The 13,774-nt window shown below is 43.3% G+C and carries 7 protein-coding genes; 4 read left to right on the top strand and 3 right to left on the bottom strand.

The features are described 5' to 3' along the window. Window positions 1–2: 2 nt before the first annotated feature. From IPH84_14330 to IPH84_14320, 3 genes are all read right to left on the bottom strand, one after another. Window positions 3–2,054, bottom strand: coding sequence for a T9SS type A sorting domain-containing protein (locus tag IPH84_14330; protein MBK7174373.1), 2,052 nt, complete (start codon window positions 2,052–2,054; stop codon window positions 3–5). 131 nt (window positions 2,055–2,185) lie between these two features. After that, on the bottom strand, window positions 2,186–5,683 hold the full coding sequence (locus IPH84_14325; GenBank protein MBK7174372.1) for a M6 family metalloprotease domain-containing protein: 3,498 nt from the start codon (window positions 5,681–5,683) through the stop codon (window positions 2,186–2,188). A 275-nt stretch (window positions 5,684–5,958) separates the two neighbouring features. Further along, a complete protein-coding gene (locus IPH84_14320) occupies window positions 5,959–9,642 on the bottom strand; it encodes a M6 family metalloprotease domain-containing protein (GenBank protein MBK7174371.1) in 3,684 nt (1,227 codons plus the stop codon). Window positions 9,643–10,123: 481 nt separating this feature from the next. On the opposite strand from IPH84_14320, the gene IPH84_14315 reads away from it, so the two are divergent. The 4 genes from IPH84_14315 (at window position 10,124) to IPH84_14300 (ending at window position 13,711) form a co-directional block, all read left to right on the top strand. Continuing rightward, window positions 10,124–11,248, top strand: a complete 1,125-nt coding sequence (locus IPH84_14315; protein ID MBK7174370.1) for a Re/Si-specific NAD(P)(+) transhydrogenase subunit alpha — start codon at window positions 10,124–10,126, stop codon at window positions 11,246–11,248. Between the two features lie 169 nt (window positions 11,249–11,417). Further along, window positions 11,418–11,759 (top strand): four helix bundle protein, encoded by a 342-nt coding sequence (locus IPH84_14310; GenBank protein MBK7174369.1) that lies wholly within the window; start codon window positions 11,418–11,420, stop codon window positions 11,757–11,759. Window positions 11,760–11,917: 158 nt separating this feature from the next. Next, on the top strand, window positions 11,918–12,223 hold the full coding sequence (locus IPH84_14305; GenBank protein ID MBK7174368.1) for an NAD(P) transhydrogenase subunit alpha: 306 nt from the start codon (window positions 11,918–11,920) through the stop codon (window positions 12,221–12,223). 12 nt (window positions 12,224–12,235) lie between these two features. After that, complete coding sequence (locus tag IPH84_14300) at window positions 12,236–13,711, top strand: NAD(P)(+) transhydrogenase (Re/Si-specific) subunit beta (GenBank protein ID MBK7174367.1); 1,476 nt, start codon at window positions 12,236–12,238, stop codon at window positions 13,709–13,711. The last annotated feature ends 63 nt before the right edge of the window (window positions 13,712–13,774 follow it).

The raw sequence follows: 13,774 nt of genomic DNA, 5'->3' as shown, positions 1-13,774 counted from the left end.
AATTACTTCAGTACCAGCTTCTGCCTGTGAACTGTGCCATCTTCGAAGGTGAGCATCAGCAAATAAGCACCGGGTGGAAAAGAAGCAATGTTCAGCCATTTGAGGGTGTCAGTTTTATACTCTTTTTCCATCATCTTGATCCCCTGAATATTTGAAAGGGAAAGCTTCACCGATTGCCCATGGTAACACTCAGGCAACCTGAAGTTCAGTTGATCTGAAGCAGGGTTGGGGAAAACCAGAACAGGATCGGCAAAATTATCGGTTGAACCTGCAATCAATCTGAAATGAGCAGTAATGTACCAGGCCCATCCTGTATAGAATGTGTAAATTGAATCCGTTGATAAGGTATCAAGACCAAAAGTCCAGCATACAAATTCCCATCCCGGATTTGGGTGAGCTTCTATTGTTGCTTCTTCTCCAAATAAATAAATGCCACTTCCATATGTTATACCTCCTTCAGTAGGCAATGAAGTAAGTGAAAGATTGACATATGGGCCTGGTATTGGAGCTTCAAGAATTCCAATCATCCATTCATTTTCAGAAAAAACATCACCATCACCGCTTATACTAAGGCCAGGATTAAGATCTTGCTGGAACCCAAAATAAATTTCAAAATAATTTGGTCTTGAAGATATTGAAGGATAAACACATTCACTAAAAAAATAAACAGGATCATCGTTTAGGTCAGCAGTTGTTCCCCAGTTTGATCCAAAATAGCAGCTCCTGCATAACAAATGGCGATAATCCTGAATTCCATTATTATAATTCTCCACTATACTTGACATCACCAGGTATTGCACACCATCATCAAAGAAGGAAATCTGAGGAAAACTGATAGGTCCAACCCCATATTCACCGAAATTCCCCAAAATATTCCATTCTCCATTCCCATCCCAATCAATTAAATGACTCCCTATCAGGCTTCCTTCCCATTCAAGCAATTCCGGTGACAGGCAGGTATATAAATCCCCGGTAGTCCAGGTGGATTGACCGTCTTTCCATTGCGCGATACCCCCAACATAGGGATCCCTGTAAACATTATTTCCATCAGAATAATAGCTGGTTAGGCCGAATACTACATGCAACACACCTTCAGGATTAAAAGCCAGATGTACCGAACCATCCGGACAATAAATTGTATCGAGTTCTTCTCCATTCCAGAAAGGATAGGGATGCTGCCATAGCACTGTTTTTTCCCATGTCAGTCCGTTATCCTCTGATATCATGACAAACAGGTCACTCCAGGGATCACCCACCACAAAAGCCAGCTTATTGCCAAAAGGAGCAGCCATAGCATAAGTATCGGGTGAAAATCCATTATAGGAATCACTGCCGGTACCCGGAATCACCATGGGTTGGATATCCCAGCTTTGTCCGCCATCAGAAGAACGCTGATAAAGCAATGCTCCATCCTGTCCTTGATAGGGAACTCCACCCTTTGCAACGGTTAAGGTTTGCGACAACACATGGAGGATACTATGGTTAAATCCATTGGTTACCATTTTAGGGTGAATAAGTCCTGTTACATCAGCCGGCAACGGCAAATCCGATTCTTCCCAGCTACCTGTCCCTGCAACAGGCCGTTTACTCATATGCAAGGCTCCAAAGGGATATCTTGATGCCAGGACAGCCTCTCCCCCATTTAGTTCAGCAATCACCGGATCCCTGGTAGGAACAGTTTCAATTCTTTGGGTTGGGGGCTCTGACCATAAATCTCCATCATGATGTGCATAACCGGTTCCAATATCAGAAAAGTCCAGGGTATCAAACGACTGCGTCCAGACGGTAGAAATTGTTCCGTTTTCAAAATACAATACTCTGCCTGATGGTGAGCAACATTCCGACTGAAGGTCATAATAAGTGGTGCCAACTGTTTCAGCCGGATACCAGGCAGGTGCAAATGATGATTCAGAATGCACATTGGTTTTGCCTGGAGTTAATGATGCCGGCCTGTATTGTTTCCTGAATTTCTCCGGTAATGGAACCTGCTGCGGTTGAGCATAAATATTACATAATAAGAACACTAACAATAAGGTAATGAAAGAGGATTTCATGAGGCAGATATTTAAGTTGAAATAGTGGAATAAACTGTTATCAAAGTTAATAAATACAAATCACATTTATATGCATATTTCAGCAAGGATAAAACAATAACAATACTTTGAGACTGCTGAAATCAATACAATCAGAAGGATGCCCGGCCGGAGATTGCTTTGATAAATAATTTCTTTCTTACCTCACCATTGACTGATGTTACCCTGAGAATATAGGAACCTGGAAGTAATGAAGATAAATCCAAGCTCAGCGAAGAAGTATTATTGCCTGGTAGCTGTTGAAAGACTAGCTGCCCGCTTATGGTATAAACACTTACTGACTGAATTACAGAGCCTGACGGCAATTCCAACTGTGCATTTCCGATAACCGGGTTAGGGAACAGATTAAACGGCTGATGCTCCAACTCCTCATGCCCTAAATTCCTTTCATATTCAGCATTCAGCATACAATCGAAAGAAGCAGGAAATGTATACGAGGAATCGTCAGACAGGATAAATCCATTCAGCGACCAGCCTTTAAATTTCCAGCCATCCTGGGAATAAGCCATCAGTGTGACCGGATCACCTGACAGAAAATCACCTGAACCACTAACAAAGCCGGCTTCTGCAGGCGTTGCCAATGCATCGATTGTTATAAGTTGCCTGAAAACAGCTTTAAGAGCATAATCCCTCTCAACCACAAAAGTAAACCCTGGCTGAAAAGAAAGTATAGCATCTTCTTCCCGCCAGGAGTCAAAAATCCAGCCGGCATAGGGCAAGGCAAATACGGTGCGAAGATCATGTTCAGGCACTTCACCCCCTCCAACAACCACTCCGCCTTCAACAGGGCCTGCCTGCAGATTCACTAAATAGGTCACGACCGGATGTATGGCGAAAACAGCGGTGAGATTGGTGGTTTTCTCCAACTGAATCATGATTGCTGATGAATGAGAAATTATTGAATCCCCCAGTTTCCATGCATCAAAATCAAATCCCTGTTTTGGAGTAGCCTGAAGATTCACAAAACTTCCGATCGGGTAAACACCCGGACCATTTACGAGGCCGGATAATGGAGGAATGATCTCAACCCCAAGGCTGGCATCTGTTGTACTGAAATTGGCTAACAAGGATCGCTCTGTAGCTGCAAAGGTAAATTCCTGGTGGGTGGAGACCGGCACACCATTCTCCGTCCAGTTCAGAAATCCCCAGCCTTCGCTTGAGGTTGCAACAAGACTGACTTCATCGCCATAATTATAGGATCCAATCCCTTCCACTTGTCCGCCCGGAGGAGGAAAAGCTTCTGCATCCACCATCACAGGGATCATTCCATGAACTTTCACGGAAACATCATCAATATACCAGTAATCATACTTAAAAAGATTTCCTTCAACAGTGAAGGCGATGTAAGTATGGCTAAGATTAAGATTATTCGTTATTAATGCTGTAATCTGCTGTGGTCCAACTGTCTGGTTCGACTTACTGTTCAGCGACCAATCTTCATTGATCCAGTTCACACCATCACTGCTGCTCTGAATTCTGAGCGTGGCACCACTGGCCCAGTCATCGAAAGTATGCCTGAATTGAATCTCCAGTTCAGCAATTCCAGTAGTATTTAGTGCAGGCAGTATTGCTCGTGTCACCCCCTGATCTGCATGCTGAAAGGTGGATCTCAGTTCGTATCCTGTTCCACCAGCATTATTGGTTGCAATAAGATCCCAATTATCGGTGGTTGCATCACCTCCATGCTGAAAGCTCCAGCAGTCAGGGAAATTTCCATTTGAAAAACCAGAAATATAAGGGATAGATGATGACCCGCAAAGTGTGGTAGCTGATATCAGTACTCCGTCAGAATAATCTTCACCCTCGCCAATTGAATATATTTTGTAAAAGCAGGTTTCATGACTTCCCAATCCATTATGAATAAAGGCATCCATCTCCCCTGAGGCAATTACTTCACCTCCTCCGGGAATACTTGACCCAACAGGAAAAACAACACCTTTCACAGGATTTCCGAAGGTATTGGATGAATTCTTAACAAGCAAAACCGAATTTCCCCGGGAATTTCTCAGCCAGTGAAGGCTAATTTCTCCTTCAATCAAAGCCTCTGCCGCAAAGTCTGATGGAGGGGGCACATCATTCATTTGTACTTTAAAACTGATGGTATTCCCTGCCTGGCTTATATCAAAAACCTGTAATCCCCCTGCGGAGCCGTCCTGCAGAAAAGCAGACGGATTGGAAGCATCATTGATGGCTGTCCGGCCGGTTTCCATACAGAAATTCGCACTCGATGGAAACCCATTGTAGGTAAGGGTACCATTTGGCCGGTAAATATAGACTTCATCAGGGGGGCCTGCTGCATTGCCATTAAGACTGGTATCAACCCTGTAAATCAGTAAACCTGAACCCGGCAATAAGGACTCAAAATTACCTTCCTGTATTCGATATTCGATCACAAAAAATTGAGATTCAGAATATGGAGAATGAATTTTAAAACATTGCCCGGTAGCCTGGGTAGCAGGGTTGAGGGTATAGGTTCCTGATGCGGAGATTTCAGGAATTTCATTGATCCATGAATGACCGGAATACCGGTATTTCATCCAGGAAAGCATATGACCGGAGCCAGATTCCATCAGGTCCCAGGAGCCGGCAGGTTGAATCCCGTCATTGGTATAGTGGTATAAATCAGGAGCTCCCAGGGAATGAAACATTTCATGGCACAGTGTCTTTACATCAGCCTGGTATTCAGGCAGCAGGTTATATCCCCAAACTTTCTTACCGTTAATCATCACATCATAGGAAAACAGTTGCCAGGTATGCGACCAGAGCACCTGCGACCAGGAACCATGATCCCCTTTTGTGATGAATGTAAGATTATCAACATTTCCATCATTATCATTATCGATGTTCAATGTAGATGGAATCGGGGAATTGATCAATATCCATTCGATAGCACTCTTCAGTAAGTGGTGTTCTCTTTCAATGCGTTCCTGATCATTAGCATAACCCAACGGATTATTCACGGTATGGAAAGGAAGATAGTATCCCCTGGGATGAACCGATTGGTAGGAGCGGTTAACAGAAGGGCTGCAGGCAGGAAAATGTCCCGAATTGATATTCAGCAAGTTGTAAGAGACTTCTGAATAATAGGATTTCAGCGAATTCCCCTGGACTGCATTGAATAGATCATCAAATGATTGACGGCTGGTTGTAAATTCCGGATCATCAGAAAAACGGATATAGATGACCAGGTTATTCATCAGTCCAGTCCTGGGAGCAGTAGCAGGCAGACCGGTCAGCAGGTTGCATGATGAACGCCTGTTCTGATAATCAGATTCGGGCAGGTTTATATGGGGTTGAAGGCCAACTTCTGCAGGATTAACAGCACCAAAACGGTATTTCCCGGCTTTTAACTCACCTCCATCCTGAATGGCATAACAATAGAATCCTTCCGGGTTTGGCAGCAAAGTGAATCCTTCTGCATCATGAATCCACTGATAGTATTCATCGCCGGACATGAAACAATTTACACTGCTTCCATCTGGCTGTTCAACTTCAACCGGAACACGCGAAAACCATGCTGCCTGTATCCCTGATACCGAAAGCAACATGAAAAGCAAAAACAAAAATAACCTCTGTGTAATGAAGTTCATTTTCTGTCGATAAACCCTGAATAGTTCCTTGCCTGGGAATGTTTACAATTAATAGGCTAAAACTTAAAAAGTAACAGGGTGAAAACAATGAAAATCAGATGTTTTTCATCGGATATAAAAGCAGACAAGAGAAGACTAAAGGACTACAAGCCAGACAGGCTGTGAGAAAGTTTAACTGTTAGATATAAAGTGTACAAGTGAGATATAAGAATTGTTCTATTTTCAACTTTAAAAATACACCCAGCCGGCTTTATCCGACCAGGACTTTAAAAAAACTATTTAACAATTGAAAGTTTATAACAATGCATCGTTCCATTTTGATCCTGTAACCTGGCCAGGTAAAATCCATTTGGGACAGATCCCAGGTCAATAACCTGTTCGGCGATACCGACGGATAGTGATTGGTTACAAATAACAATTCCACTGCTGTTAGTGAGGGAAAACGAAAAACGCTCCGATTGCATACTTCCGGGTATAGCAATAAAAAGTTGATCCCGGCATGGATTAGGATAGATTGACAACTCTTCAACAGGTTGATCCCCGGGAATGGAAATAATCCGCTGGAAACAGGCCGTGAGGTTTCTGTCGCCTGATGCCACAAAAACAAATAACGGCTGATGGGTGAGAGTATCATCACCTTCAGTCCAGGCAAGGAACTCATACTCTAAGGCTGGAATAGCCATTAATTCTACAGGGGTTCCATCAGAATAATCACCTTCACCAGTCACCATACCCGCATTTGCCGGGTTTATGACTGCATGAATCTGATGCACCTTGACAAATCGGGCGATCATTGTTCGGTTCCTGTCGACAACAAAACTATATTCAGGCTGCGTTGAGAGAACATTCCCGTTTTCAGTCCAGTGAAGGAAACTCCAGCCTTCATTTGGCAGGGCCTGCACTTCTGCTGAAGTACCTGAAGCATAGTAACCACCTCCGATCACCTCACCTGACTGTGGTGGGTCAGCCTCAAGGATCACATTACAGGCCGGGCAATGGAACCTGGCTTCCAGAAAGCGGTCATATTCAGCTGTAAAAGAAAGAGATGACGTTGATGACACCCATAGGTTATTCTCGTACCAGCCATCAAAAATGAAGCCTTCGTTGGCTTGAGCCAGTAACGATACCTCCTGATTCATCAGAAAACTCCCGGCTCCAAGGACAACACCACCCACATCAGGAGTAGCCATGCAATTAATATTGAACATTTTTGGTGTAAACACCGCTGTAAGTGTGCGGCTGATATATGCAGAAAAACTATACTGCTCATCGGTGGTGATGATATTTCCGCCTTCTTTCCAATGAGCGAACTCATACTCCTCTGCCGGATAAGCAGCAAGATCCACAGGAGCATACTTATTATAAATTCCTCCGCCGGTGACTATTCCCCCGGTTTCAGGCTCAGGCAGAGTCAGAATACTTACCTGGGTAGTACTGAAACGGGCTGAAAGGTTTCGATCGGTTTCTGCAATAAAATTATAATCAGGCAATTGTGATACGAATACTCCTGATTCCTCCCATTGCAGGAAATTATAGCCCGGGCTGGCTTCAGCATGCAGGGTAACACTCTGCCCCGGATAATAATAGCCCGAACCACTCACTGTACCACCCTCAATAGGAAATGCAGCAGTCTGTACCACAAAAAAATCGCTCTCTTCAATAGTGAGTTCCAGGTCATCCAGGTAAATACCTGAAAAAGAAAACAACTCACCCTCAACCAGGAAAGCAATATAGGTAAGTGGATTATCAAGGTTTTCAGTCAGGAATAATTCAATGTTCTGAGGCAGTTGAGTGCCTCCGGGTGAAGGGTGATACGACCAGTCGGCATTCACCCAGTCCTGCAGATTATTACTGGTTTGAACCCTGAATGTTGTTCCCTGGAAATGAGCAAGGAATAAGAATCTGAACACCATCTTCAGTTTTGTGACTCCAGAAGTATTAAAGGGATTGATCACCAGCCGGGTATATCCATTCGTGTTTTCAGGAATACACATGAGTTCATATGGCGATCCTCCGGCATGTGAAGATATACTGATTCTCCAGTTTTCATCATCATATGAACTTTCTTGTGTATCCCAGCAATTCGGAAGGCTTAATAAGTCGAATGATTGATAGTAAGGAGCAAAACCCGGGCTACAATTGGTAAAACAATCATCAATAATGGCTGTAGAGTAATAATTGCCAGGCTGAACTGACCAGAGTTTGTAATAATAATGTGTATTTTGTGTCAGGCCTGTATGAAGGAACCCAACATCAGAACCCCTGTAAACCACCTCACCTCCGCCAGGGAGCACACTTCCCGGCAAATAATTAACCCCCATACACGGATTTCCTGTGATTGGTTCAGTTGAAAAAGCAATCAGAACATCATTTCCAAAGCCATTTTTAATCCAGTTTAGCTCAATATCTGAAACGCCTGCAGGCTGAGCAATAAATCCACTGGCGACAGGAGTATTGGAAAGACTGACCCGAAAGCTGATCTGACTTCCTGCTGCCGATACCTCAGAAATCATGATACCTCCCGGATTCCCATCCTGAAGAAATATAAGTGGATTAGTAGTATCATTGATTGCAGTGCGTCCCGATTGAGCAGACAGAAATGCCGACTCAGGGTTCCCATTGGAAGCAGAGCTGCCATTGGGCCTGAAAAGGTACACCTCATCAGGAGGGCCTTCACTGTTTCCATTTACAAAGTCATCGACCCTATAAACCAATAAGCCATCCCCCGGGAGATTGCTTTCGTATAGTCCCTCTTTTTTCCTGTATTCCAGGACAAAATACTGGCTTGTAGAATAGGGCGATTTTACTTTGAAGCAGTTGGAATTCGGATTGTTCAGCGGATTCAGTGTATAAACACCACTAAAAGTGATCTCCGGCATCTCCTCAATCCATTGTTGCGCTCCATAATGCCATTTCATATAGGCAGTCATATGCCCGGAACCGGAATCCATAAGATCCCAGGCATACAATGGTTGTAGTCCGCTGTTCACATAATGATACAGGTCAGGCGCGCCAAGGGTATGGAACATCTCATGGCATAAAGTAGTTACCTCTGATTGCATTTCAGGATGAAAAGTATAATAAAAAACATACTTCCCATTAATCATGATATCAAATGAATAGAGTGTCCAGCTGTGTGACCAGAGTATGGAGGACCAGCCCCCGTTACTGCCTTTGACAATAAAACATACATTATCAACAAAACCATCATTATCAGTATCTAAGACAAGGGTTTCAGGAATAGGCGAATGGATGTTAATCCACTGAACCGCATCCCTTATCAAAGAATGTTCACGAAATACCCTTGCCTGATCATCCTGGTAGCCCAATGGATTTGTAGCTGCATTATAGGGCTGGAAATACCCCCTGGGATGTGGATCCTGGTATGAAAGATTTGTATTGGACTGGCATTCAGGATAGGTGGTAGAAGAGATGGTATAGTTATTATAGCTTACTTCTGAATAATAAGATCGTAATGAAGGGCCCGGAAGGGTATTGAATCGTTGTTCAAAACTCTGGCGTGTCGACGTAAATTCCACATCATCAGCAAACCGGATGAAAATGACAATATTATTGATCAATCCGGAATGTGGTGAATCAATCTCAAGAGACGCATCTTTCTCAAATCCGGCTTTTCTTCGTTTGTACTCCCCTGCCGAAATTTTCACCCATTTCCTGATTCCATAAATTTCAGGAGTAAGCAAGGGATACCTGTAAATACCGGGTTTCACAGATTCTCCATCAGGCACCGCATAATAGTAAAATCCATCGTCTGCCTGCAGCAACGTATATCCTAAGGAATCATGTATCCACTGATAATACTCATCCCCGGAAATAAACACCTGAATTTCACTACCATCAGCCTGGGACAATTTTACCGGATTATATGAAAAATTGGCTGCTTTTAACGAATAAAAACCAATCAGAAATACAAGAAAGCTCAATAATTTGTAGTACATTTTCCCTGGGAACTCATTATTGCTGCTAAGTTAACGGTATTCGGCCTATCCTAAGTACATACCGTTCAACTTTTTAAAATTGATTTTATTATTCGATGCGTGAACCGTATTTTTTTCGCTCATGTTTGATTTTCAGAAGACAATACACGAATGAGATAATTCAATAAATACTTTTTGATTTGTCCACTATTTTTATTTAGACTGATTACACCGAAATGAATCCTTGCAGGGCACTCTCATTCGGGTGAATTAAATATGAAATATTGAAAGATACAAAATAGTGAAAAAATAGTTACTTCCTTCTAATGCTGTGGTGATTAGCGATTTCTGAGGTCTTATTTTTTGTGAATCCTTTCACAAGATGCATCTTTTTTCTTCCGTGTTTTACTGAATTATCAAAAAAGCGCATCCCAATAATTTGAAAGAATCATGTAAATTACGTTACATTTGCCCGTATAAAATCTAAAAATCCCCTACTGTTATGACAATAGGAATACTAAAAGAAATTGAAGGCGAAAACCGGGTCGCAATGTTACCTGAGGGAGTCGCTATGTTGGTGAAAATGAACGTCGCCGTTCTTGTCGAGAAAGATGCCGGGATGAGATCCTTTGCATCTGACAAAGATTATGAGCTGGTTGGCGCAAAAATTGAAACCAAAGCACAGGTGATCGCAGGATCAGACCTGGTAATTAAAGTCAATGCACCTGACAAGGAGGAGATGAGTCTGCTCAAGGAAGGACAGGTTTTCATGGGAGTACTGAATCCCTATTTTAGTGGAGACCTTGTTAAGGAACTTGCAGCCAAAAACATTACCAGTTTCAGTCTGGATGTACTTCCGCGTACTACCCGTGCACAGGCCATGGACATCCTTTCATCCCAGGCAACGGCTTCGGGTTATAAGGCTGTTCTGACTGCTGCCAACACCTTACCCAAGTTTTTCCCAATGTTCATGACAGCTGCAGGAACCATCAAGCCTGCCAACCTGCTGATCCTGGGAGCCGGGGTTGCCGGATTACAGGCTGTAGCTACTGCACGTAAACTCGGTGCTGTTGTTTATGTATTTGATGTCCGTGCTGCTGTTAAAGAAGAAGTAATGGGGCTCGGAGGTAAATTCGTGGATGTTGAAGGCGCTATTGATGACAAAGCAGCCGGAGGTTATGCCGTTGAGCAGACCGACGAATTCAAGCAGCGTCAGGCTCAGGCCATTCACAACCAGGCAATTAAGAGTGATGTAATCATCTGTACTGCTCAAATTCCAGGAAAACGTGCTCCTTTACTGATAAAGAAAGAAACCGTTGAAGGAATGGTAGCCGGTTCAGTGATCATCGACCTGGCTGCTTCAACAGGAGGCAATTGCGAATTGACCAAAAACAATGAAATCTATGTTCACAATGGGGTGAAGATCATTGGAAATTCCTTCTTCCCGACTGATATCCCGACCGATTCGAGCCGCATGTTTGGCAAGAATGTCATCAATTTCCTCAAGCTGATGATCACCAAGGAAGGTGCATTAAATCTGAACTGGGAAGATGACCTGGTGAAAGGTACAGCCGTTACTCATGGCAAGGAGATCGTTCACGAAAGAGTGAAATCAGTGATTGGATAAGCAAATCAGAGGCCACTGGGCTGTGGTGCCAAGGTTCCAAAGTGCCAAAGTGCCGGGGTTCCAAAGTGCCAAAGTGCCGTGGGTCCAAAGGGCCGAGGTTCCAAAGGGTTAAAGTGTCACGGATCAAAGAGTTCAAATTAACTAGTACAAAAACTCCCGATATTTCTGCATGGTTAAGAACTTTGAAGATTTGATCATATGGAAAGACGCCAGAAAACTGGCGAACCTTGTCCATTTTACATTTCTTGAAGTTCAGGATTATGGATTCAGAAATCAGATCAATAATGCAGCTGTTTCGGTAATGAATAATACTGCTGAAGGATTTGAAAGATTTTCTAAAGCTGACTTTAAAAGATTTCTTCAAATTTCGAAAGCATCAGCCAGTGAAGTGCGAAGCATGTCATATCTTGCTCAGGATTTTAATTACGTTGAGGAATCAAAAGCAACAGAGATAAGAAATCTATGTATCAAAATTAAAGCAGAGATCATCAACCTTATGAATACCTTATAAATTCATTGATCATGTTCACAATCTAAAAGTAATTAAAGCACATCGGCACACATCGGCACTTCGGCACTTCGGCACTTCGGCACATCGGCACATCATCACTTCATCACAAAAATCCACCATTTAACAACAATAAAACAACCACTTAAATAACTCAATTTATGGAAGAAGTACTAAAATTTTTCCTGGAATACAAAGAGATGATCTTCATCATCGTACTCTCTGTGTTCTTAGGGATAGAAGTAATCTCGCACGTTCCTGCGGTTCTTCACACCCCGCTAATGTCGGGTAGCAATGCCATTCACGGAGTGGTAATCATCGGAGCCATCATTGTGATGGGCCATGCCGAAAACACACTCTCTCTGATCCTTGGATTCATTGCAGTGATACTCGGAACCTTAAATGTGGTAGGAGGATTCGTAGTTACAGACCGAATGCTTGAAATGTTTAAGAAAAAGAAAAAATAAGGAGGAGAAACCATGGAAACAATTACCAAAATCATTGATTTCTCGAGTGAAATATCCATCCTCGAAATTTCCTACCTCCTTGCTTCTGTTCTCTTTATTTTAGGACTGAAGAAGTTGAGTCATCCTGCCACTGCCCGTTCAGGGAACCTGTGGGCCGCTGCCGGCATGGGAGCTGCTATCCTGTTCACCATCCTTTTCCACAAAACTGAAGTTACCCTTCCCGACGGAACCACCGAAATCAAGGGTATCGGCAATGTGCTCTGGATCGTGATAGCACTTGCTATTGGTTCTTTTATCGGATGGTATGCTTCTATCAAGGTAAAAATGACAGCCATGCCTCAGATGGTTTCCATCTTTAATGGAATGGGCGGTGCCTGCGCCGCACTCATCTCCCTGATGGAATTCCCGAAAATGCAGAACGTGCTTGCTAATGAAGGTGCCATCCATATGCTTAATGGGGAAGGTATTGCCATTCTCCTCGGACTGATGATCGGTGGCGTTTCCTTTGCCGGTAGTATGATTGCTTTCGGTAAGCTGGATGGCAGGATTGGTGATATCAAACATCCTATCCTGCGAATTGTAAACTTAAGCTTCCTTGTACTTCTGTTAGTTGCCCTGGTTGTGATCCTTTTCATGAAACCGGTAGCCGACAATAACTGGCCAATTTACTTATTTGCCCTTGCTGCACTGATTTATGGAGTAACCTTCGTTATGCCAATCGGTGGAGCTGATATGCCGGTAGTTATTTCACTGCTCAACTCATTCACAGGGGTTGCAGCTGCCATGGGCGGATTCCTTTATGGAAACCAGGCCATGCTCACCGGTGGTATCCTTGTTGGTTCATCAGGAACCATCCTAACCATCCTGATGTGTAAGGCTATGAACCGCTCCCTTCTGAATGTTATCATTGGTGCTTTCGGAGTTGCCGGAGCAGGTGGAACAGAAGCTGAAGACAAAACCGTTAAGGAAATCTCCTTGTCAGATGCTGCTGTATTGCTCAGCTATTCTCAGAAAGTTTTCATTGTTCCGGGTTATGGACTTGCCGTTGCACAGGCACAGCATTTATGCCATGAGCTCGACAATCTGCTTGCAAGTAAAGGTGTGGAAGTAAAATATGCCATCCATCCTGTTGCAGGCCGTATGCCTGGACATATGAATGTACTTTTGGCTGAAGCTGATGTACCTTATGAAAAGCTGGTTGAAATGGAAGATGCCAATAATGAAATGACCAATACTGATGTGGTTATTGTTATCGGGGCAAATGATGTTGTAAACCCTGCTGCTGAAGATGATCCATCAAGCCCGATTTATGGTATGCCGATCATTAAAGCTCTCGATGCCAAGAATATCATCGTAATGAAACGTAGTATGGCTGCCGGTTATGCCGCCATCCCTAATAATCTCTTTTATCACCCCAAGAACAGGATGCTCTTCGGCGATGCCAAAGCTACTCTTCAGAAACTTGTGGCTGAGATCAAGAGCTTGTAGTACATATTTCTTCCTCACTTTTATGGGCCCTCTGAAATTTTTCAGGGGGCTTTACTTTTTAGT

It is taken from the genome of Bacteroidales bacterium, from assembly GCA_016707785.1.
GTDB lineage: Bacteria > Bacteroidota > Bacteroidia > Bacteroidales > UBA4417 > UBA4417.
This window is presented reverse-complemented; position numbering and strand designations above follow the sequence as displayed.

Coding starts and splice junctions, on each gene's coding strand:
- IPH84_14330 (MBK7174373.1), bottom strand. CDS start 2,054: ATGAAATCCTCTTTCATTACCTTATTGTTAGTGTTCTTATTATGTAAT.
- IPH84_14325 (MBK7174372.1), bottom strand. CDS start 5,683: ATGAACTTCATTACACAGAGGTTATTTTTGTTTTTGCTTTTCATGTTG.
- IPH84_14320 (MBK7174371.1), bottom strand. CDS start 9,642: ATGTACTACAAATTATTGAGCTTTCTTGTATTTCTGATTGGTTTTTAT.
- IPH84_14315 (MBK7174370.1), top strand. CDS start 10,124: ATGACAATAGGAATACTAAAAGAAATTGAAGGCGAAAACCGGGTCGCA.
- IPH84_14310 (MBK7174369.1), top strand. CDS start 11,418: ATGGTTAAGAACTTTGAAGATTTGATCATATGGAAAGACGCCAGAAAA.
- IPH84_14305 (MBK7174368.1), top strand. CDS start 11,918: ATGGAAGAAGTACTAAAATTTTTCCTGGAATACAAAGAGATGATCTTC.
- IPH84_14300 (MBK7174367.1), top strand. CDS start 12,236: ATGGAAACAATTACCAAAATCATTGATTTCTCGAGTGAAATATCCATC.